The sequence below is a fragment of the Pseudoblastomonas marina genome, assembly GCF_034374265.1.
GTDB lineage: Bacteria > Pseudomonadota > Alphaproteobacteria > Sphingomonadales > Sphingomonadaceae > Alteriqipengyuania_A > Alteriqipengyuania_A marina.
The window spans coordinates 102,934-120,895 of sequence record NZ_CP139718.1; the positions used below are offsets into that span (position 1 = coordinate 102,934).

Here is a 17,962-nt window from a genome sequence, read left to right on the forward strand (position 1 = left end):
AAGGTTGAAACGAAAAGGGCGCTCCTGCGGGGGCGCCCTTTTTCTATGGCCGGGAGGCGCTCCACGCGGCAGCGACTACCAGCAGCGCGGCATCGCGGCGGCCCGCGGCCAGTGCCGCCTCGTTGGCATTGCCTGCCGCCGCATCGGTACGACCGCGTGCGGCCAGCCGGGCCGAGAGCACGCGCCGGGCCGGAACGAGCGCCGCCACGGGACGATCGGTTTCAAGCAGGTAACGAGCGAACGGATCGGAGACCGCCAGCACTTCAGGGCTGTTGCGACCGTAAACGTCTCCGAGCACGCGCAATTCGCGCGCGAAAAGTGCGGTGGCCTCGTCCTTGCCTTGTGCGGCGAGGTTGCGGGCCAGCTCGAGCCGCGCCTGCCGCATCTCGATTCCCTCGCGCGGCACCATTGAACTTTCCTGGGTGCGGACCAAGACGTTCCGGCGCAGCGACTCGGCTGCCGCGTAGCGTCGGTCCGCCTCGAGAATTTCGGCGAGGAGGCGGCGGCTGTCGCGTTCGATCGAATCGAAGCCTGCGGGCACTGTCCACTCGTCGTCGCCGCGACCGAGGGCGACCGCCTCGCGCGCGGCCTGTTGCGCCGCATCCTGCTTACCGCTCGCGAGTAGCGCCTGGGCGCTCAGCAAGAGGTAACCCGCGAGAACGTGATCACGGGCACCGGCCGTTCGCGCCTGGGCGAGGAGCTCTCCGGTTTCTCGCTCCGCCACTGCGTTTTCGCCACGGGCCAGCAAGTTTGCGATGTAGGGAGCGAACGAATCGAGCGTCGCCGACTCCGCATACTGTTCGTAGCCGAGCGCGATCTCCCATAGCTGGCGGTAGAGCACGCCGGCTTCGGCCAGCCGTTGCTGCGCTTCGAGCGTTTTCGCCAGCCGGTCGGCGAATTCGAAACCCCAACCCGAATCGAGCGAGAACCGCGCTTCGTAGAACCGCAGAAGCGACGCGAGGAGTGGCTCGGCCTCGCTTGCCCGGCCGGCCTCGTAGAGCGCCTGCGCATGGCTGGATAGGAGTGTGCGGAGCTCTTCGTCCTCGATCGTCAATTCGCGGCGGAAGGCCGGCAGGATCGCTTCATGGAGCGCGAGCTGGCCTTCGGGCCCGATACCGGTCCAGCCCTCGATTTCGAGCAATTTGCGCGCGTCCTCGAGCGATAATTCGCCCGCACCGAGCCGATCGGCGCGACCGAGCACCAGTTCGAGCGCGGCCCGAACTCGTCCTTGCTGGATCAGCAGGCCCGCACGTCGCTGCGGATCGATCTCGCCGGCGGTCCCGGACAGCGCCGTTTGCGCATCGTCGATCCTCCCTTCGCTTTCAGCGATGGCCGCCTGCAGCTCATGGAGTTGGCCGACTACCTGTCCGGCGCGTCCCCCGGTCCGATCGAACAGTGCCAGCACTTCGAGGACCAGTCTCGGCGCGCGGTCGCGCCGGGGCCCGCCCCACGACCACTCGCTTCGTGCCCGTTCGAAAATTTCCTGTGCAGCCGCGGCCTCCAGCGCGGCGTCGGGACCGGAGAGGACCGGCGCGTAGAGCTTGGCGAGCGCCTCGTAATTTCCCTGCAGGGCGGCCGCGAAGGCAATGACACCCAGCCCGCGCGCGACGTTCTCGATCAGCTCCTCGCGTTCGAACAGATCGGATCTCAGGCCGAGGATCGCCGAATAGCTCTCCGCGACGAGCGAGAAATATTCGTACTCCCGCCAGTCTCCCTCGTCGAAGCCGGCGCTGCGCGCGGTCAGCCAGGCAGTGTAGTGTGCAAGCCTCTCATCGGACCCAGCGGCGAGAAACTGCGCGACGTTTCCCCCGCCGGTTCGTGCGAGGTGAAGCGACAACACGTCCTCGAACCCGGCGCGGGCAGCTTGCGGATCATCGTCGGAGATGCCCGCCACCCCGGCGGCGAACGCGGTCTGCATCGCTGTGATATCCGTTTCCGCCTCGTCCGCAGCGACCGGTTGTGCGTGGAGGGTCGCGGGAGCGGCCAGCGAAAAGGCCGTGGCGGCCAGCAGCGCCGCGTATCGCTTGTTCACCCTTGGCTCTCCCTCCGTGGTACGAGCGCTTATGCCACTTCCTTCCCCGGCGCGTCGATTGTCGATTTCGTACCAGTGCATCGGTCGCTTTCCACGCGGCGATTGACGGCCTATAGGCGCGCTTGTCGTGACATCCATCGATCCCCCCAACGCGGCGCCGAAGCCCGCCATGCCTGCCGAGTGGCGCGATTTCTTCGCGCTGACCAAACCGCGCGTGATGACGCTGGTGATCTTTACCGGGCTGTGCGGCCTGCTGGCTGCGCCCGAGCGGATCAACGCGTTTCTCGGTTTCGCCGCGATCCTGTGCATCGCGATCGGGGCGGGCGGGGCGGCCGCGCTCAACCAGTGGTGGGAAGCCGATATCGACGCCGGGATGAAACGCACCTCGAAGCGTCCGCTGCCCTCGGGCCGGATGGACCGGACGCAGGCGCGCGATTTCGGGATCATGCTCTCCGCCGCCTCGGTGGGCATCATGGGCCTCGCGATTGGCTGGCTTGCGGCTGCGATCCTCGCCGTGTCGATCGTCTATTACGCGGTGCTCTACACGATCTGGCTGAAGCCGCGAACGCCGCAGAACATCGTCATCGGCGGCGGGGCCGGGGCGTTCCCGCCGATGATCGGATGGGTCGCGGCGACCGGCGAGATCACCGCGATGCCGGTGCTGCTGTTCGCGATCATCTTCATGTGGACCCCGCCGCACTTCTGGGCGCTCGCGCTGTTCGTGAAGACCGATTACGAAGCCGTCGGCATCCCGATGCTACCGGTGGTCGCGGGCGAACAGGCCACGCGGCGGCAAATCCTGATCTATGCCGCGATCCTCCTTCCGCTCAGCCTCGCGCCGTGGTGGATCGGCGGGACGGGTTGGATCTACGGCGCCAGCGCGGCGGTGCTGTCGGGCCTGTTCCTGCTGCTATCTGCGCAAGTGGGCTTGCGCCGTACGCAAGAAGGCGATGCGATGCGCCCGGAAAAGCGCCTTTTCGGATTCTCGATCCTCTACCTCTTCGCGCTGTTCGCGATGCTGGTGGTGGACCGGTTCGCGCTCACACCCTAGATAGAGATCATGGAACCACGCCAAGACCCTCCGCGCGACCCGCAGGACGAAGAGCTTCGTCGCAAGGCGATCCAGCGGCAGCGCAACATCGTGCTCGCGCTGGTGCTGGCCGGCTTCGTCGCGCTATTCTACGGCATCACCATCGCCCGGATGTAGACCGATGGCCACGCAGCCTCTCCAGCAGCGCAACAAGCGCACCGGCCTTATCATGCTGGCCTTCGCGGTCGGCATGCTGGGCTTGGGCTATGCCGCGGTGCCGCTTTACGACCTGTTCTGCCGCGTGACCGGCTTCGGCGGAACCACGCAGCGCGCCAGCGACAGCGATGCGAGCCTCGCCGAACGGCTGGCGGCGAGCGGGGCAACGCGCGATATCGTGATCCGGTTCGATGCCAATGTCGCGCGCAACATGCCGTGGGATTTCCGCCCCGAACAGGCGACCGACAAGATCGCCATCGGTAGCCGCGACCAGGCGATCTACCTCGCGCGCAACACCGGGTCCGAGCCGATCGTCGGGTCGGCGAGCTTCAACGTCTTCCCCAATGAGGCGGGCAAGTATTTCAGCAAGGTGCAGTGCTTCTGCTTCACCGAACAGCGGCTCGAGCCGGGGCAGGAAGTGCGGATGCCGGTGGTCTATTACGTCGATCCCGCGATCCTCGACGACCCGCTGGTCGAGGACCTCGATTCGATCACGCTGAGCTACACCTTCCATCGCAAGGTCGAGGACGAGTCCTGATGCGCGGGTCGTCGTTGCGAAAGTAGCACGAAAACCCGTCCTCACCCCCTAGACCCCGGCGGCGCGGGCGATTAAGGGCACCGGCACACCTTCATCCGAAAGATGGACATCATGGCCGGTAACAAGTCGCACACCTATCACATTCTCGATCCCGATCCGTGGCCGCTGATCGGCTCGCTGAGCGCGCTGACGTTCACGACCGGCATGGTGATGAGCTTCCACCCGGACGTGTTCAATTTCGGCACCCCGGTGCTGATCGCGGGCCTGATCGGTCTCGTCTTCACCTTCTTCAGCTGGTTCGGCAACATCATCCGCGAAGCGCATGCGGGCGACCACACCCCGGTCGTGCAGCTCCACCTGCGCTACGGCATGATCCTGTTCATCGCGTCCGAAGTGATGTTCTTCGTGGGCTGGTTCTGGAGCTGGTTCGATTTTTCGCTTTTCCCCTCGACGCTGACCGAAGTGGTCGACGGGCAATGGCCGCCCGCCGCAATCGAGGAAGTGATCGACGCGTTCGATCTGCCGCTGCTCAACACGCTGATCCTGCTATGCTCGGGCACCACCGTGACCTGGGCGCACCACGCACTGATCAATGGTGATCGCGAAGGCCTCAAGAAGGGCCTGTGGGCCACGATCATCCTCGGCGTGCTGTTCAGCTGCATCCAGGCGTACGAATACGCTGCGGCGCCGTTCGGTTTCGGGGGCAACACCTACAGTTCGGCATTCTACATGGCGACCGGTTTCCACGGTTTCCACGTCATCATCGGCACGATCTTCCTGATCGTGTGCCTGGTGCGGTCGTACAAGGGCCACTTCACCCCGCGCCAGCACTTCGGTTTCGAAGCTGCGGCGTGGTACTGGCACTTCGTCGACGTCGTGTGGCTGTTCCTGTTCATCGTCGTCTACGTCTGGGGCGGCTGGGGCTACCCGACTCACTAAGCGAGGGGCCCTCGCATGAGGCGCCTGCCCATCATTCCGACCATCGTCGTCGCGGCCGCGGTCGCGACGATGATCGCACTCGGCATCTGGCAACTGGGCCGCGGTGCGGAGCGCGACCGGCTGAAGCAGGCGATGGTCGAACGTCCGACCCAGCCGCTGCTCGATTATCCCTTCGGCAAGGCGGGGGACGAGCGCTACCTCTTCCGCCGATTGCGTGCGACCTGCGACGAGGTGACGAGGATCGAGGTCGCCGGCGGTAAGGACGCTGCGGGCCGGACCGGGTGGCGCCAGATCGCGACCTGCGTAAACCGCGCGAGCGGTGCCAGTTTCCAGACGCAGATCGGTGTCGCCGAGCGGCCTGACACCGTCGTCGAGTGGGATGGCGGCGTGATCGAGGGACTCGCCGCGCAGGGCCCCGACGATCGCGGGTTCCTCGAGCGGCTGTCGTTTCGCCCGTCCAACCGCGCGGCGATGATCGTCGCGAGCGAACCGAAGGCCGGCCTCAAGGCCTCACGACAGCCTGACCCCGCCGAATACGAGAACACTTCCTGGGCCTATGCCGGGCAGTGGTTCTTCTTCGCCTTCACGGCCCTGGTCATCTACGCCTTCGCGCTGCGCCGTCGCTGGCGCGAGCGGGCGTGAGCGCGATCCGATACGTCTCGACGCGCGGCTCCGCGGAGCGCGCATCGTTTCGCGACGTCGCCCTCTCCGGTACCGCGCCCGATGGCGGGTTGTGGATGCCGGCGGACATCCCGCGCCTGCCCAAGGCCCGGATCGCGGACCTCGCCGAGCTGCCCTATCCCGATCTCGCCGCTTTGATCCTGTCGGCCTTCGTCGGGGACGCGATCCCCGACGAGCGATTGTTCGAGATTTGCCAGGAAGCCTATGTGAGCTTCGACGATCCCGAAGTCGCGCCGCTGGTACCCCTCGCCGGGCGCCACTGGCTGCTCGAGCTGTTCCACGGCCCGACACTGGCATTCAAGGACTTTGCGCTGCAGGTGGTCGGGCGCATCATGGCCGAGCTGATCGACGCCGAGGAAGGCGGGAAGCCCCTGGTGCTGGTGGGTGCAACCAGCGGCGATACCGGATCGGCGGCCATCGCGGCGATCGCGGACCGCGCCAATATTGGCCTCGTCATGCTCCACCCGGAGGGTCGCGTGAGCGAGGTACAGCGGCGGCAGATGACCACGGTCGACGCTCCGAACATCGTCAATCTCGCGGTCAAGGGCAGCTTCGACGATTGCCAGCGCATCGTGAAGCAGCTGTTCGCGAGCGGGGTCGGCGACCTGCGCCTCGGCGCGGTGAATTCGATCAACTGGCTGCGGATCGCGGGACAGGTCCCTTACTATTTCGCCGCTGCGGCCAAATTGAACGCGGTCGACCGTCCGCTCGCCTTTGCCGTGCCCACCGGCAATTTCGGCAATGCTTTCGCAGGCCATGTCGCGCGTGCCATGGGCCTGCCGGTCGAGCGGCTGATCGTGGCCAGCAATGCCAATGCGATCCTCCCGCGCACGATCGCGACCGGGCTATACGAACGCGGCGAAGCGCTCGCCACCAGTGCGCCGGCGATGGACATCCAGGTTGCGAGCAATTTCGAACGCCTGCTGTTCGAGGCAGATCCCGCCGCCACGCCGGGCCAGATGGAGCTCCTGTCGCAAGAGGGTCGCTTCCACCTCACCGCGGCGCAGCGCCGGGTGCTTGATGCGATGTTCGCCGGGGCTTCGGCGCATGAAGGTGCGATCGCCGATGCGATGCGCTGGGCGCGCGACCGCGCGGGGCAGGTGATCGATCCGCACACGGCCGCCGGGCTGCATGCCGCGCTTGCCTCCGACCTGCCGCACGACGTGCCGATCGTGACGCTGGCCACCGCGCACCCGGCGAAGTTTCCCGATGCGGTCGCCGAGGCGCTCGGCGAGGGGCCCGCCGCGCCCGAGCGTCTGCGGGCGATTTTCGGGCGCGAGGAGCGCTACGCCACCGTCGACGCCGATCCCAAGGCGGTTGCATCGCACCTCGAGGACATTGCAAGGACGCTCGCATGAGCCTCGCACTCGACATGACCCCGCGCCTGCTGGTCGGTGAAGCCTGGGACGATTACGGCCTGCTCGACAGCGGCCATGGTCGCAAATACGAACGCTATGGCCCTTATCGCTTCATCCGACCCGAACCGCTCGCACTGTGGCAGCCGCGGCTCGACGAGTGGCCCGCTGACGGCGAGTTCGTGCCTGGTAGCGACGAGGACGGCGGCGGTCGCTGGAACCTTTCGCCCGAGGTGCCGGAGGACGGCTGGACGCTCAATTGGGGGTCCGCCAAATTCACCGCGCAATGCACGCCGTTCCGCCATCTTGGTTTCTTCCCCGACATGGCGCCGGTCTGGGAGTGGATGGGCGCTCAGCTTGGCGAACGCGCCGCGATCCGCCCGACGATGAACCTGTTCGGTTATACCGGGGTGGGCAGCCTGGCGCTCAGCGAGCACGGGCCCGTCACCCATGTCGATGCGTCGAAGAAATCGGTCGCGCAGGCGCGCGAAAACGCGGCGATGTCGGGCATGGAGGGGCGACCGATCCGCTGGCTGGTCGACGATGCGATGAAATTCGCCGCACGCGAGGTGCGGCGCGAGAACCGCTATGACGGGATCATCCTCGATCCGCCCAAATTCGGGCGCGGGCCGAAGAACGAGACCTGGCGGATCGAGGACGGCCTGCCGGAATTAATCGGCGACTGCGGGCAGTTGCTCGATGGCGACAGCCGCTTCCTGTTCCTCACCGTTTACGCGGTGAGGATGAGCGCGCTGTCGCTCGGACAGCTATTGGCGGAAAAACTCGCCCACCTGCCCGGCAGGATCGAATTCGGGGAACTCGCCGTGCGAGAGGAAGGCGAGGGCGGTCGGACCCTGCCGACCGCGCTGTTCGCCCGCTGGTCGAACGCCTAGCCCGCTTCCAGGGCCGCGAGGAATTCGCGAATCCGCTTGGCGTTGTAGCCGAGGTCGCTCACACCCACCCGGCTGATCGAGCGCATGTTGACGATCGATCCGCCTGACTCGTTCGGCTCGGCGGTGAGCACCACGATATCTTCGAACTTGATCCACCCGGCATAGGCGACCGCTTCGAGCCTGCCGGCTTCGGCGTCGGATGCGATCACAGTCCAGCCGCGCTCTTCGGCCAGTTCCTCGGCCCGCGCGATCGTGTCGGCGACCGAACTGGGTACCTCGACCGGCGCGAGATCGGGATAGCCTTCGCGGTGCAATTCGCGCCAATCGGCCTCGCTCTCGACTCCACGCAGATTGTCTTCGGGAATTTCGAGCGCGGTGAATGCGGGCGGGCTTTCGAGATCGGTTGTGGCGTCGTGGATCGCGGGATACTTGCCCGCCTCGCCGCGCAGCCATGCACCGGTCGCCATCAACGCGCCCGCCGCCAGCAGGCCGACCAGCGCCGACCAGCTCGTGCGCTTGCCCAGCACCCAGCTCAGCACCAGCGCCAGCGCGGCGAAGCCGGCGAGCCACATCGCCGAACGCAGCGCGTAGACGAAGCCCATGAAGCCGGTCATTTTCTCGATCGCATCGAACCGGGCGAGCGTGGTGCCGACCAGCGCGACCACGATCGCGGCCAGCGACAGCGTGAGCGCGAGCTTGCCCAGCCACGCGGTCCAATGTCTGTTGTGCGAAGTCGTCATGGCTCGGTTCCCCCTCTGGACAGGTCGTGTCCGCATGTGTCACGTCGCGCGCTCTTTGCAAAGGAGCATTGCGCTTGGCCGACAGCCTGATCCTCGAAGTCGCGGATTTCGAGCACGACGTGCTCACCGGGATCTATTCTGAAGAAACCGGCAAGGCGCAGCCGCTGCGTTTTACCATCCGGGTGTGGATGCGACCGTTGCCTCGCTACGATGCGGAGACGCCGCTGGCCGACAGCAAGAACTACATGGACCTCAAATTCGCCGCGTCCGACGCGCTGCCCGAAGGCGTCCATTTCAAGCTCATTGAGGCGGTTGCCGACCATGTCTGCGAGACGCTGTTCCTGCAGGACACCCGAATCGATCGGGTCGAGGTCAAGATCGTCAAGCTCGCCATCGCAGAGGCGGGCGAGAAGATCGGGATCACGCTGCTGCGGGAGCGGCGCGCGTGAAGACGCTCCGCATCCCTGCCCTTTCGGACGAGCCGCTCGATGCCGCGGCCTGCTTTCAGGAAAGCTGGCTGTCGCAGGCGCGCAGCTGCGACGACGACCTGCTGCTGGTGTTCTCTCCCGCCGACCACTCGCACCGCAATTGGCGCCTCGCCGCGGTGCAGGAGCTGGCGCGCGAAGCGGCGCCACGGCGCCGCGTGAATGCCGTGGCGTCGAACAATGATGCTGCGATCGGAGAGGCGGAGGATTACTTTGCTGAGGCCCCAGGCGTCACCGGCCAATATTTGCGGCTCGCGAGGTAATCCGCATGGCTTGATCGAGATCAAGGCGGCATCAGCCCGCACGGGGCACAAGGCTTGCCGAAAGGAAGGCAAAGCCATGACCGAACATCTCGAACGCCCGAAACTCGACACCCTCGCCAAGGTCGATACGCTTGCGAAAATCCTGCCCGCGATCGAGACTGCGCCGCAGCAGCCGGTCGCGGTCGATCGCAGCTTCGGTTTCCCGCCGGCGCTCCATATCGGTCTCGGCGGCGTGTTCCTCGCCTTTCTCGCGATCCTGGGTTTCGGCCTTGCCGCACCAGCACTGCTCATCCCGATCGCGATCTGCATGTTGTTTACCGTCGCGATCTTCGCGGTGCCCGCACTGTGGGTCGGGATGAAGCCCGACAATCCGGTCAAGTCCCCGCGCTGGGCCGAATTCCAGCTGCGCGGCGTGATGACCGCGACAGGCCGCTGCAGCGCGAATGCGGCGATCGCGCAGATGTACGTCGTGCCTCTGGTCGTGCTCGGGTGGGGAGTCGCGATCGTGACGATCTGGGGGTTGACGGCCTGACCCGAACGTCAGCCGCCAGTGAGGGGCGCGGGGTCGACCAGTTCGATCCCGCGCTTTCCGTGTCGGCGGATCGCCCCGTCGCGTTCGAAGCGGGTGACCTGTCGGCTCACGGTCTCGATCGTCAGGCCGAGTAGCGAAGCCAGTTCTGCCCGGCTGAGCGGGAGATCGAAGCGGCGGGCCGGATGGCACGGCGAATCGCTGGCCGCTTCTGCGAAGGCCATCAAGGCCCCGCCGACCTTACGCCGCGCATCGCCGGTCTGTGCGAGGTCGAGCCAGCGGCGCGTTTCGTGGAGATCGTCCTGCGCCCTGCGTAGCAGCGCCGCACCCAGTTGCGGAAACCGTTCGATCGTCGCTTCGAGCTGCTTGCGCGAGAACAGGCAGACGCGGCAGTCGGTGAGTGCCACCACTTCGTGGTCGGTTAGCGGGGCGAACAGCTCGCCCGCGAAACCGGCCGGATGGATCAGCGAAAGGATGTGCTCCTCGCCCTCCGGATCGGTTGAGACGATCTTTAGTGCCCCCGAGACGAGAGTTGCGCAGGTCGCATTGTCGTCGCCCACCGCAAACAGCGTTTCGCCCGCTGCGAGATCGCGCCTCCGGCCGCCGCGCGCGAGCTCGGCGCGTTCGCGTTCGTCGAGCGAGGCGCAGGCCGCGCGATCGCGGACCGGGCATTGGGCACAGGCGAGTTCGTCGGTCACTGCGATGGCAGGTCGGCCGCGAGTCGGGCGATAGTGGTGCGTTCTTCCTCGGCCAGTCGCGCCGCTTCGCCGCGGGCCGCCTCGATCGTCGTCAGTTGAGCGTCTGCCAGCGTCGCCTCGGCGAGCAGGACGTCGAGTTCGGCCAGCACCGACACGGTTGCTTCGTGCGCGGACTGCAATTCTGCCAGCGCGATCTGCGCCGATGCATTGGCCTTGGTCGTGATCGCGCTGCCGCGGGCTACCGCGACCAGTCGCGAGGCGCGCGATTCGAGCTTGGCGAACTCGGCATGATTGGCTCGGCCCAGTTCCTCGAGTTGCGCAACGCGGGTGGTGGTGTCGGTCGACAGCGCAACGCGCTCTGCAGGCTGGGCGGGCTCGGGCGTCGTGGCGCTGCCCGTCATCCGCTCGCCGTCGCGAATCGCAAGGCTGGGATAGTCGCCGCCACTTGCGCAGGCGGCGAGCGATGCCGATATGGAGAAGAGGATTGCGACGCGCTTCATCAGCTCGCCCCATAGCATGTGCGAGCGAGTTCGCCAGAATGTTCCAGTTGGACCGAGAATCTGGGGCGCTTCGCGTTGACAGCTGTTGGGTCTTCGACTAACGGCACCGCTTTCCCGGCAACCGCGCAACTCGCGCGGCGTCGGAGTGCGGCTTTTCGGAGCCGCTGATTGCAGTAACGAGAAAGAGTTAGCACCATGTTCGCAGTCGTGCGCACGGGCGGCAAACAATACCGGGTTGCCGCCGGAGACAAAATCGCGGTCGAAAAGCTCGCTGGCGAAGCCGGCGACACCATCAAGCTGGGCGACGTCCTGCTTGCCGGTGAGGGCGACGATATCAAGGACGCCTCGAAAGTCGCGGTTTCGGCCGAGATCATCGCGCAGGCGAAGAGCGAGAAGACGATCGTCTTCAAGAAGCGTCGTCGTCACAACTATCGCCGCAAGGCCGGCCACCGCCAGCAGATGACGCTGCTGCGCATCATTCAGGTCGGCGATGCCAAGGCCGAGAAGAAGGCTGCGCCGAAGAAGGAAGCCGCTCCGAAGGAAGAGGCCAAGAAGGCCGCTCCGAAGAAGGCTCCGGCGAAGAAGGCCGACGAGAAGAAGCCCGCCGCCAAGAAGGCCGCGCCGAAGAAAGCGGCTGCGACCAAGAAGGCCGCGGACAAGAAACCCGCCGCCAAGAAAACGGCTGCGAAGAAGACCGAAAAGAAGTAAGCCGGACGCGTCCGGTCAGGAGTTATTGAGCCATGGCACATAAAAAAGCAGGCGGTTCGTCCAACAACGGTCGCGATTCAGCCGGCCGTCGCCTCGGTGTGAAGAAGTTCGGTGGCCAGGAAGTCGTTCCGGGCAACATCATCGTGCGTCAGCGCGGCACCAAGTTCTATCCGGGCACCAATGTCGGCATGGGCAAGGACCACACCCTTTTCGCGCTTACCGGCGGCCGAGTGCGTTTCCACTCGGGCAAGCAGGCGCGCAAATACGTCTCGATCGACGAGATGGCAGTCGCCGCCGAATAATCGGGCAGCTTAGACACGGGCTGTCCACCGGGACGGCCCCGCCGGAGCTATATCCGGCCGAAGAGGGAGAGGGGCCAGGCCCGTCTCCCTTTTTTCGTCTCCCTCGCGACTCCGGACCTTGAGGGAGGTCCGGCAAGAGGGGACGTTGCAATGTTTCACAGATCGGACAGGCTGCTGTTGCGGCCACCCTGGCCCGAAGACGCGCACGCGATCTTCGCCGCGATCGGCGAGGAAGCCATCGTCCGCAACCTCGCGCGCGCGCCCTGGCCCTATTGCGAAGACGATGCGCGGGCCTTCGTCGCGCTGCCGATCGATCCGCGCTGCCCCCGCTTCCTTGTCACCCGGGCGAGCGACGCCAAGCTGGTCGGCTGCATCGGGATCGACGAGCGCGCAGGAAAGATCGAGCTCGGTTACTGGATCGCCAGCGAATTCTGGGGCCAGGGCTATGCGACCGAGGCTGCGCTGGCGGTGCTCGAAATCGCGCGGTTGTGCGGCCACCGCGATCTTGTCGCCGGGCATTTCGTTGACAATCCCGCGTCGGGCCGCGTGCTCGAGAAGGTCGGATTCCTGCCGACCGGAGAAGTTTCGGAGCGCCACAGCGCGGGGCGCGGCACGGTGGCTCCGTGCAAGCACTATGCGCTAAGCTTGGGTGTGCGCCCTTGCCTTGCCGCGAAAGCCGCTTAGGAATCGCGCATGGCCACCCGCAAACGCCTATCGCCCGAAGAAAGCCGTCGTACCGCGCTCGAAGCGGCGCGCGCGCTGCTGATCGAAGCCGGTCCGCAGAGCGTGACGTTGAAGGCGGTCGCCGCGCGGGTCGGGCGCACCCATGCCAATCTGCTGCATCATTTCGGTTCGGCCTCGGGCCTGCAGAAGGCGCTTGCGGCGTACCTCGCGCAGACGGTCTGCGAGACGATCATCGAAGCGGTGCGCGCGAGTCGGGCGGGGCTGGGGTCGCCGCGCGAAGTGGTCGATCTCGCCTTTGATGCGTTCGATCGCGAAGGCGCGGGACAGCTCGCCAGCTGGATGATCCTCACCGGCAACGAGGACGCGCTCGATCCCATCGTCGAGACGATCCACGATCTCGTCGACGAGATCGCGCCCGAGGAAAGCGAGGCACACGGCGAGAAGATGCGGGTCCACGAAGAAACGTTGACGCTGGTGCTGCTGGCGCTGGGCGATGCGCTGATGGGTCAGCCGCTCGCCAAGTCGCTGCGCCTCCCGCGCGACACCGCACGCGACCGTGCCGAACGCATGCTCGCCGATTCGATCGCGGCTCATCAGACGGCGAAGGATTGATCCGAATTTAGCTTGCGACCGCTTCGCGCAGCCAATCGGGCAGCAGTTCGGGGTCGATATCGGCGACGCGCAAATGGTCGACCGCGAGCCCGTGTTCGGGATATGCCACCCGCCGGCGCTTTTCCTCCGATCGGTCAAGCGGGACTACCACCAGGCGCCGGTTGACCTTCTGTCGCCAGTTCATCCGCGCGGTGTTCTCCTGCCCGATGAAACAGCCCTTCGTGAAGGAGACGCCGTTCAGTTCGGCGGCATTGGTCTCGAGCCACAGCAGATCGCCGATTTCCTCGGCCGTCTCGGCGACGCCGAGCGACAGGCGATGGGCGTGATAGCCTGCGGTCGAGTCGCCGGCGCTACCGGGAGGCGCAATCCAGCGGCTGCCCAGCGCTCGGAGGCGCGGGTCGGCAGCGCCGTCACTGCCGTCGCGCCGCCAATGCACTGCGAGGTTTTCGTCGAGCTCGATCGCGATCTTGCGCCGCAGGCGATAGAGCGAAAGCCGCTTCACCAACTTCGCCGCACTGTTGCGTTCGCAGTCGAGCAGCAGCTTATTTCCGTCACGCCAGGCGATGAAGCCCGCGATGGTCTTGCCTTGCGGAGTCAGCAGGCCCGCATAGGTCGGCAGGCCGGGGGAGTCGCCACCAGAGACATCGTTGGTGACGAGTCCCTGGAGGAAGCCGACGGCATCCTCGTCCTCCGAAGTCGGAGTGATCGTGATGATGGCGCGGTCTGAAAGCAGGGTCATGTCTGGAATATAGGGGCGCTCGCCGCTAAGCGAACCCCGATGAGCGACAGTATTACGATCTCCCGTCCCGACGATTGGCATTTGCACTTGCGCGATGGCGACATGCTACGCGGCGTGCTGCCCTACACCGCGCGCCAGTTCGCCCGCGCGATCGTGATGCCCAACCTCGCGCCGCCGGTCACGACCACCGCGGCAGCGCGCGACTATCGCGCACGGATAATGGCCGCGCTGCCCCGGGGCTTTGACTTCACCCCGCTGATGACATGCTATCTTACCGACGACACCGATGCCGAAGATATCGCGCAAGGGTTCGCCGACGGCGTGTTCACCGCGGCCAAGCTCTATCCCGCCAACGCTACCACCAATTCGGCCCACGGCGTGACCGATGTCGCCAATATCCGCGGCGTGCTCGAGCGGATGGCCGAGATCGGCATGGTATTGTGCGTCCATGGCGAGGTCACCGAGAGCGAAGTAGACGTGTTCGACCGCGAGGCCGAGTTCATCGACCGCATCCTTACCCCGCTGATCGCCGATCTCCCGGATCTCAAGGTGGTTTTCGAGCATATCACCACCGCGCAGGCGGTCGATTTCGTTACGCAGGCCGGGTCCGACGTCGCGGCGACGATCACGCCGCAGCACCTTCACATAAACCGTAATGCGATGCTGGTCGGCGGGATCAGGCCGCATGCCTATTGCCTGCCGGTCGCCAAGCGCGAACTGCACCGGCTGGCGCTGCGCGCCGCGGCTATTTCGGGTTCGCCCAAGTTCTTCCTCGGCACCGACAGCGCGCCGCACGATCGGGCGGCGAAGGAGAGCGCCTGCGGCTGTGCGGGGATATTCAACGCACCCTTCGCGCTGGAAAGCTATGTCACGGTGTTCGACGAGGAAGGCGCGCTCGACCGGTTCGAGGGCTTCGCCAGCTATTACGGGCCGGACTTTTACGGCCTGCCGCGAAACACCGACACGGTGACGCTTCGCCGCACTGAGCATGTCGTGCCCGATTGCGTCGACGCGGCGGGTACGCCGGTCGTTCCGTTCCACGCGGGCGAAACGCTCGGCTGGACCTTCGAGGGTTAGGTCGCGGTCGGCCTGGCGCGACGCTTTCCGCGCCACAATTCCCATACGAACAGCGCCAGCGCCGCCCAGATGAAGCCGAAGCTCGCGAGCTGAACCGGCTTCAATGGCTCGTCGAACACGGTCAGGCCGAGGATGAAGACCATGGTCGGGGCGAGGAACTGGATGAAGCCGAGCACCGAATAATCCATCCGTCGCGCCGCGATCGCGAACAGCAGCAGCGGGATCGCGGTCCAGGCCCCGCCGAGCATGATCAGCGCCGACAGCTCGACGCTCTGGGTGAAACTCGATCCCGTCGGTGATTGCGCGAACCACCAGCAGGTCGCGGCAGCGGGCGCGGCGAGCAGCACGGTCTCCATCGTCAATCCGGGCACGGCGCCCGCCTGCACGGTCTTCTTGAGCAGCCCGTAGGTCCCGAAGCTCAATGCCAGCGTCAGGCTGATCCAGAGCGTCGTCAGCGCCCCGCCGAGCAGGATCGCGACACCGATCCCGGCCAGCACGACCGCGACCCACAGCATGCGGCTCATCTTCTCGCCGAGCACGACCGTGCCGAGGAACACGTTGACCAGCGGGTTGATGTAATAGCCGAGGCTCGCAGCGTAGAGATTGCCGCGCTGGATCGCGAGCACGTAGACCACCCAGTTGGTCGCCACGAGGGTAGCCGCGGCGGCGAGGACGAGCAGCGCGCGCCGGTTGCGGAAGATCGCGAGGAATTCGCCCATCTGCTTGCGAAAGACGAGGATCACGAAACACAGCGGGATCGTCCAGAGGATGCGCCAGCCGACGAATTCTACCGGAGGCACCGTCTTCACCGTCAGCAGGTAGAGCGGCATCAGCCCCCACAGCGTATAGGCGCCGATGGCCGCGGCAAGGCCGGACGGCTTGGCTTCGGGGGTGGGAGGCGTCGTCATGCGCGGCCCGTAGTCGCGCGACCTCCTTACAGCAAGCAACTTGCCATTCGCCGCTCGAACGCCCAATTGCGCGGACACCATGCCCAATCCGCTCCCTACCGTCGTGATCGTCGGCCGCCCGAATGTCGGAAAGTCCACGCTGTTCAACCGGCTGGTGGGCAAGAAGCTCGCACTGGTCGACGACCAGCCGGGCGTCACCCGCGATCGCCGGTTCGGCGATGCGAGCCTGCTCGGGCTCGATTTCCAAATCGTCGATACCGCCGGGTGGGAAGACGAGAACATCAAGACGCTGTCGGGCCGGATGCGCCAGCAGACCATGGCCGCGCTCGAAGGCGCCGACGCCGCGCTGTTCGTGATCGATGCGCGTGCCGGGCTCTCGCCGCTCGACGAGGAGATCGGCAATTGGCTGCGCGAGCAGGAAGTGCCCGTGATCGTGGTCGCCAACAAGGCCGAAGGGCGCGCAGCCGAGGGCGGAATCTATGAGAGCTTCGCGCTCGGTCTCGGCGATCCGGTGCCGCTTTCGGCCGAGCACGGTACCGGCGTGGCCGACCTGTTCGACGCCCTGCGCCCGCATATCGAGTTCAAGCAGCCCGAAGACACGCCCGAATGGGAAGGCGAAGACGGCGAGGACCCGCCGCTCGGCCCGCTCAAGCTCGCGATCGTGGGACGCCCCAATGCGGGCAAATCGACGCTGATCAACCGTCTTCTTGAAGAAGACCGCCTGCTGACCGGGCCCGAAGCCGGGGTTACGCGCGATTCGATCGCGGTGGACTGGGAATGGACCGATCCCAAGACCGGCGAGGCGCGCGAGATCAAGCTGATCGACACCGCCGGCATGCGCAAGAAAGCCAAGGTGGTCGAAAAGCTCGAAAAGCTGTCGGTCGCCGATGCGCGCCGCGCGGTCGATTTTGCCGAGGTGGTCGTGCTGCTGCTCGACGCGACGCAGGGGCTCGAGCACCAGGATCTCAAGATCGCGGCGATGGCGATCGAGGAAGGCCGCGCACTGATGATCGCGATCAACAAGTGGGATATCGCCGAAGAACCCTCCAGCCTGTTCAACGGGATCAAGGAGGCGCTGAGCGAAGGGCTGGCGCAGGTGAAGGGCCTGCCGGTGTTCTCGGTCTCGGCGATCACCGGCAAGGGGCTCGACCAGATGATCGGCGCGGCATTCGAACTACGCGAGACCTGGTCGAAGCGCGTGCCGACCGCGGCGCTCAACCGCTGGTTCGACGATGCGCTGATGAACAATCCGCCGCCTGCGCCCAAGGGCCGCCGGATCAAGCTGCGCTACATCACCCAGGCCGCCACCCGCCCGCCGCGCTTCGTGGTCTTCGGCACCCGCCTCGACATGCTGCCGACCAGCTACGAGCGCTATCTCGTCAACGGCATCCGCAAGACCTTCGGGCTCGAAGGCGTGCCCGTTCGCGTCAACCTGCGTAGCCCCAAAAACCCATACCAGGACGATTGATGCTCGATCTGCTCCTCGCCGCCGATCCTAGCCTTGCGGGCGAACTGCTCGAACGCACCGCGAGCACCTCGCGCGTGCAGCAGATAGTTCAGTTGAGCTTGGCGCCGGTGTTCCTTCTCGCGGCGATCGGTGCGGTGATGAACGTCATGACCAGCCGCCTGATCTGGATCGCGACGCGCATCGAGGACATCGAACGCGTGCTCGATTCGGGCGAGGGCGGGCGATTGGGCGAGGAAATCCCGGTGCTGCAACAGCGCCGCGTCTATGCCCAGCGTGCGGTGATGTTCTCGACCGCCTCGGCGCTGACAATCTGCGTGGTGGTCGCGCTACTGTTCGTTTCGGCCTTCATCCGCCCGCAGATCGGGACGGTGACCGCGGTGGCCTGGATCGTCACCATGGGGCTGCTGATGGTCGGGCTGGTGCTGTTCCTGCTCGAGACCCGGCTCGCCACCGGCAGCGCGCACGAACGCCGCAGGCAGAGTCGGGCGATCCTGCGAAAGAAGGCGGAAAAGCGCAGCGACTGAACGGACGGCGCTCGGACCGTCAGTAAGCCGAAACTATCGCG

At 66.0% G+C, this 17,962-nt stretch carries 23 protein-coding genes; 17 read left to right on the plus strand and 6 right to left on the minus strand.

Annotated features, from left to right (window positions below; all coding sequences use genetic code 11):
* Nucleotides 1-43 precede the first annotated feature (43 nt).
* Nucleotides 44-2,032, minus strand: coding sequence for a hypothetical protein (locus tag T8S45_RS00460; protein ID WP_322294261.1), 1,989 nt, complete (start codon nucleotides 2,030-2,032; stop codon nucleotides 44-46).
* A 169-nt stretch (nucleotides 2,033-2,201) separates the two neighbouring features.
* On the opposite strand from T8S45_RS00460, the gene T8S45_RS00465 reads away from it, so the two are divergent.
* The 7 genes from T8S45_RS00465 to T8S45_RS00495 all read left to right on the plus strand — a co-directional run bounded on the left by T8S45_RS00465 (nucleotide 2,202) and on the right by T8S45_RS00495 (nucleotide 7,684).
* Nucleotides 2,202-3,083, plus strand: coding sequence for a heme o synthase (locus T8S45_RS00465; protein ID WP_322295251.1), 882 nt, complete (start codon nucleotides 2,202-2,204; stop codon nucleotides 3,081-3,083).
* Nucleotides 3,084-3,092: 9 nt separating this feature from the next.
* Nucleotides 3,093-3,239: a cytochrome c oxidase system small membrane protein gene (locus T8S45_RS00470; RefSeq protein ID WP_322294262.1), complete on the plus strand. Its 147-nt coding sequence runs from the start codon at nucleotides 3,093-3,095 to the stop codon at nucleotides 3,237-3,239.
* A 4-nt stretch (nucleotides 3,240-3,243) separates the two neighbouring features.
* On the plus strand, nucleotides 3,244-3,816 hold the full coding sequence (locus tag T8S45_RS00475; RefSeq protein ID WP_322294263.1) for a cytochrome c oxidase assembly protein: 573 nt from the start codon (nucleotides 3,244-3,246) through the stop codon (nucleotides 3,814-3,816).
* A 111-nt stretch (nucleotides 3,817-3,927) separates the two neighbouring features.
* The gene (locus tag T8S45_RS00480; RefSeq protein WP_188641161.1) at nucleotides 3,928-4,755 is read left to right on the plus strand and encodes a cytochrome c oxidase subunit 3; all 828 of its coding nucleotides are present in this window, start codon (nucleotides 3,928-3,930) and stop codon (nucleotides 4,753-4,755) included.
* A 15-nt stretch (nucleotides 4,756-4,770) separates the two neighbouring features.
* A complete protein-coding gene (locus T8S45_RS00485) occupies nucleotides 4,771-5,397 on the plus strand; it encodes an SURF1 family cytochrome oxidase biogenesis protein (protein WP_322294264.1) in 627 nt (208 codons plus the stop codon).
* Nucleotides 5,394-6,794, plus strand: coding sequence for a threonine synthase (gene thrC / locus T8S45_RS00490; RefSeq protein ID WP_322294265.1), 1,401 nt, complete (start codon nucleotides 5,394-5,396; stop codon nucleotides 6,792-6,794). The genes T8S45_RS00485 and thrC overlap by 4 nt, the downstream gene beginning before the upstream one ends.
* The gene (locus T8S45_RS00495) at nucleotides 6,791-7,684 is read left to right on the plus strand and encodes a class I SAM-dependent methyltransferase (protein WP_322294266.1); all 894 of its coding nucleotides are present in this window, start codon (nucleotides 6,791-6,793) and stop codon (nucleotides 7,682-7,684) included. Before thrC ends, T8S45_RS00495 begins: the two co-directional genes overlap by 4 nt.
* Here T8S45_RS00495 and T8S45_RS00500 read toward each other — a convergent pair.
* Nucleotides 7,681-8,424, minus strand: coding sequence for a DUF1499 domain-containing protein (locus tag T8S45_RS00500; protein ID WP_322294267.1), 744 nt, complete (start codon nucleotides 8,422-8,424; stop codon nucleotides 7,681-7,683). The genes T8S45_RS00495 and T8S45_RS00500 overlap by 4 nt on opposite strands.
* Nucleotides 8,425-8,498: 74 nt before the next feature.
* Here T8S45_RS00500 and T8S45_RS00505 point away from each other — a divergent pair, with 74 nt between their 5' ends.
* From T8S45_RS00505 to T8S45_RS00515, 3 genes are all read left to right on the plus strand, one after another.
* Entirely contained in the window at nucleotides 8,499-8,873 is a 375-nt protein-coding gene (locus tag T8S45_RS00505; RefSeq protein ID WP_322294268.1) for a dihydroneopterin aldolase, read from the plus strand.
* On the plus strand, nucleotides 8,870-9,172 hold the full coding sequence (locus T8S45_RS00510; RefSeq protein WP_322294269.1) for a Rossmann fold domain-containing protein: 303 nt from the start codon (nucleotides 8,870-8,872) through the stop codon (nucleotides 9,170-9,172). Before T8S45_RS00505 ends, T8S45_RS00510 begins: the two co-directional genes overlap by 4 nt.
* A gap of 76 nt (nucleotides 9,173-9,248) precedes the next feature.
* Nucleotides 9,249-9,704 (plus strand): hypothetical protein, encoded by a 456-nt coding sequence (locus T8S45_RS00515; RefSeq protein ID WP_322294270.1) that lies wholly within the window; start codon nucleotides 9,249-9,251, stop codon nucleotides 9,702-9,704.
* A gap of 8 nt (nucleotides 9,705-9,712) precedes the next feature.
* Here T8S45_RS00515 and T8S45_RS00520 read toward each other — a convergent pair whose 3' ends face one another.
* Both T8S45_RS00520 and T8S45_RS00525 read right to left on the minus strand, forming a co-directional pair.
* On the minus strand, nucleotides 9,713-10,399 hold the full coding sequence (locus T8S45_RS00520) for a Crp/Fnr family transcriptional regulator (protein WP_322294271.1): 687 nt from the start codon (nucleotides 10,397-10,399) through the stop codon (nucleotides 9,713-9,715).
* Entirely contained in the window at nucleotides 10,396-10,899 is a 504-nt protein-coding gene (locus T8S45_RS00525; RefSeq protein WP_322294272.1) for a hypothetical protein, read from the minus strand. The genes T8S45_RS00520 and T8S45_RS00525 overlap by 4 nt, the downstream gene beginning before the upstream one ends.
* A gap of 195 nt (nucleotides 10,900-11,094) precedes the next feature.
* On the opposite strand from T8S45_RS00525, the gene rplU reads away from it, so the two are divergent.
* The 4 genes from rplU to T8S45_RS00545 all read left to right on the plus strand — a co-directional run bounded on the left by rplU (nucleotide 11,095) and on the right by T8S45_RS00545 (nucleotide 13,205).
* Nucleotides 11,095-11,607, plus strand: a complete 513-nt coding sequence (rplU, locus tag T8S45_RS00530) for a 50S ribosomal protein L21 (protein ID WP_322294273.1) — start codon at nucleotides 11,095-11,097, stop codon at nucleotides 11,605-11,607.
* A 32-nt stretch (nucleotides 11,608-11,639) separates the two neighbouring features.
* On the plus strand, nucleotides 11,640-11,909 hold the full coding sequence (rpmA, locus tag T8S45_RS00535) for a 50S ribosomal protein L27 (protein WP_188641170.1): 270 nt from the start codon (nucleotides 11,640-11,642) through the stop codon (nucleotides 11,907-11,909).
* Between the two features lie 150 nt (nucleotides 11,910-12,059).
* The gene (locus tag T8S45_RS00540; RefSeq protein WP_322294274.1) at nucleotides 12,060-12,593 is read left to right on the plus strand and encodes a GNAT family N-acetyltransferase; all 534 of its coding nucleotides are present in this window, start codon (nucleotides 12,060-12,062) and stop codon (nucleotides 12,591-12,593) included.
* Between the two features lie 9 nt (nucleotides 12,594-12,602).
* Nucleotides 12,603-13,205 carry a TetR/AcrR family transcriptional regulator gene (locus T8S45_RS00545; RefSeq protein WP_188641172.1) on the plus strand — a complete coding sequence of 201 codons (603 nt, stop codon included), beginning with the start codon at nucleotides 12,603-12,605 and terminating at the stop codon, nucleotides 13,203-13,205.
* Between the two features lie 7 nt (nucleotides 13,206-13,212).
* Here T8S45_RS00545 and ygfZ read toward each other — a convergent pair whose 3' ends face one another.
* The gene (gene ygfZ, locus T8S45_RS00550) at nucleotides 13,213-13,944 is read right to left on the minus strand and encodes a CAF17-like 4Fe-4S cluster assembly/insertion protein YgfZ (protein WP_322294275.1); all 732 of its coding nucleotides are present in this window, start codon (nucleotides 13,942-13,944) and stop codon (nucleotides 13,213-13,215) included.
* Nucleotides 13,945-13,983: 39 nt separating this feature from the next.
* On the opposite strand from ygfZ, the gene pyrC reads away from it, so the two are divergent.
* Complete coding sequence (pyrC, locus tag T8S45_RS00555) at nucleotides 13,984-15,021, plus strand: dihydroorotase (RefSeq protein WP_322294276.1); 1,038 nt, start codon at nucleotides 13,984-13,986, stop codon at nucleotides 15,019-15,021.
* Here pyrC and rarD read toward each other — a convergent pair.
* Nucleotides 15,018-15,929 (minus strand): EamA family transporter RarD, encoded by a 912-nt coding sequence (gene rarD, locus T8S45_RS00560; RefSeq protein WP_322294277.1) that lies wholly within the window; start codon nucleotides 15,927-15,929, stop codon nucleotides 15,018-15,020. The two genes, pyrC and rarD, sit on opposite strands and share 4 nt — an antisense overlap.
* Nucleotides 15,930-16,008: 79 nt before the next feature.
* Here rarD and der point away from each other — a divergent pair, with 79 nt between their 5' ends.
* Entirely contained in the window at nucleotides 16,009-17,397 is a 1,389-nt protein-coding gene (gene der, locus T8S45_RS00565) for a ribosome biogenesis GTPase Der (RefSeq protein ID WP_322294278.1), read from the plus strand.
* Nucleotides 17,397-17,921: a DUF2721 domain-containing protein gene (locus tag T8S45_RS00570; protein WP_188641177.1), complete on the plus strand. Its 525-nt coding sequence runs from the start codon at nucleotides 17,397-17,399 to the stop codon at nucleotides 17,919-17,921. Before der ends, T8S45_RS00570 begins: the two co-directional genes overlap by 1 nt.
* Nucleotides 17,922-17,962 lie beyond the last annotated feature (41 nt).

Coding starts and splice junctions, on each gene's coding strand:
- T8S45_RS00465 (WP_322295251.1), top strand. CDS start 2,202: ATGCCTGCCGAGTGGCGCGATTTCTTCGCGCTGACCAAACCGCGCGTG.
- T8S45_RS00470 (WP_322294262.1), top strand. CDS start 3,093: ATGGAACCACGCCAAGACCCTCCGCGCGACCCGCAGGACGAAGAGCTT.
- T8S45_RS00475 (WP_322294263.1), top strand. CDS start 3,244: ATGGCCACGCAGCCTCTCCAGCAGCGCAACAAGCGCACCGGCCTTATC.
- T8S45_RS00480 (WP_188641161.1), top strand. CDS start 3,928: ATGGCCGGTAACAAGTCGCACACCTATCACATTCTCGATCCCGATCCG.
- T8S45_RS00485 (WP_322294264.1), top strand. CDS start 4,771: ATGAGGCGCCTGCCCATCATTCCGACCATCGTCGTCGCGGCCGCGGTC.
- T8S45_RS00495 (WP_322294266.1), top strand. CDS start 6,791: ATGAGCCTCGCACTCGACATGACCCCGCGCCTGCTGGTCGGTGAAGCC.
- T8S45_RS00500 (WP_322294267.1), bottom strand. CDS start 8,424: ATGACGACTTCGCACAACAGACATTGGACCGCGTGGCTGGGCAAGCTC.
- T8S45_RS00515 (WP_322294270.1), top strand. CDS start 9,249: ATGACCGAACATCTCGAACGCCCGAAACTCGACACCCTCGCCAAGGTC.
- T8S45_RS00525 (WP_322294272.1), bottom strand. CDS start 10,899: ATGAAGCGCGTCGCAATCCTCTTCTCCATATCGGCATCGCTCGCCGCC.
- rplU (WP_322294273.1), top strand. CDS start 11,095: ATGTTCGCAGTCGTGCGCACGGGCGGCAAACAATACCGGGTTGCCGCC.
- rpmA (WP_188641170.1), top strand. CDS start 11,640: ATGGCACATAAAAAAGCAGGCGGTTCGTCCAACAACGGTCGCGATTCA.
- T8S45_RS00540 (WP_322294274.1), top strand. CDS start 12,060: ATGTTTCACAGATCGGACAGGCTGCTGTTGCGGCCACCCTGGCCCGAA.
- T8S45_RS00545 (WP_188641172.1), top strand. CDS start 12,603: ATGGCCACCCGCAAACGCCTATCGCCCGAAGAAAGCCGTCGTACCGCG.
- ygfZ (WP_322294275.1), bottom strand. CDS start 13,944: ATGACCCTGCTTTCAGACCGCGCCATCATCACGATCACTCCGACTTCG.
- pyrC (WP_322294276.1), top strand. CDS start 13,984: ATGAGCGACAGTATTACGATCTCCCGTCCCGACGATTGGCATTTGCAC.
- rarD (WP_322294277.1), bottom strand. CDS start 15,929: ATGACGACGCCTCCCACCCCCGAAGCCAAGCCGTCCGGCCTTGCCGCG.
- der (WP_322294278.1), top strand. CDS start 16,009: ATGCCCAATCCGCTCCCTACCGTCGTGATCGTCGGCCGCCCGAATGTC.
- T8S45_RS00570 (WP_188641177.1), top strand. CDS start 17,397: ATGCTCGATCTGCTCCTCGCCGCCGATCCTAGCCTTGCGGGCGAACTG.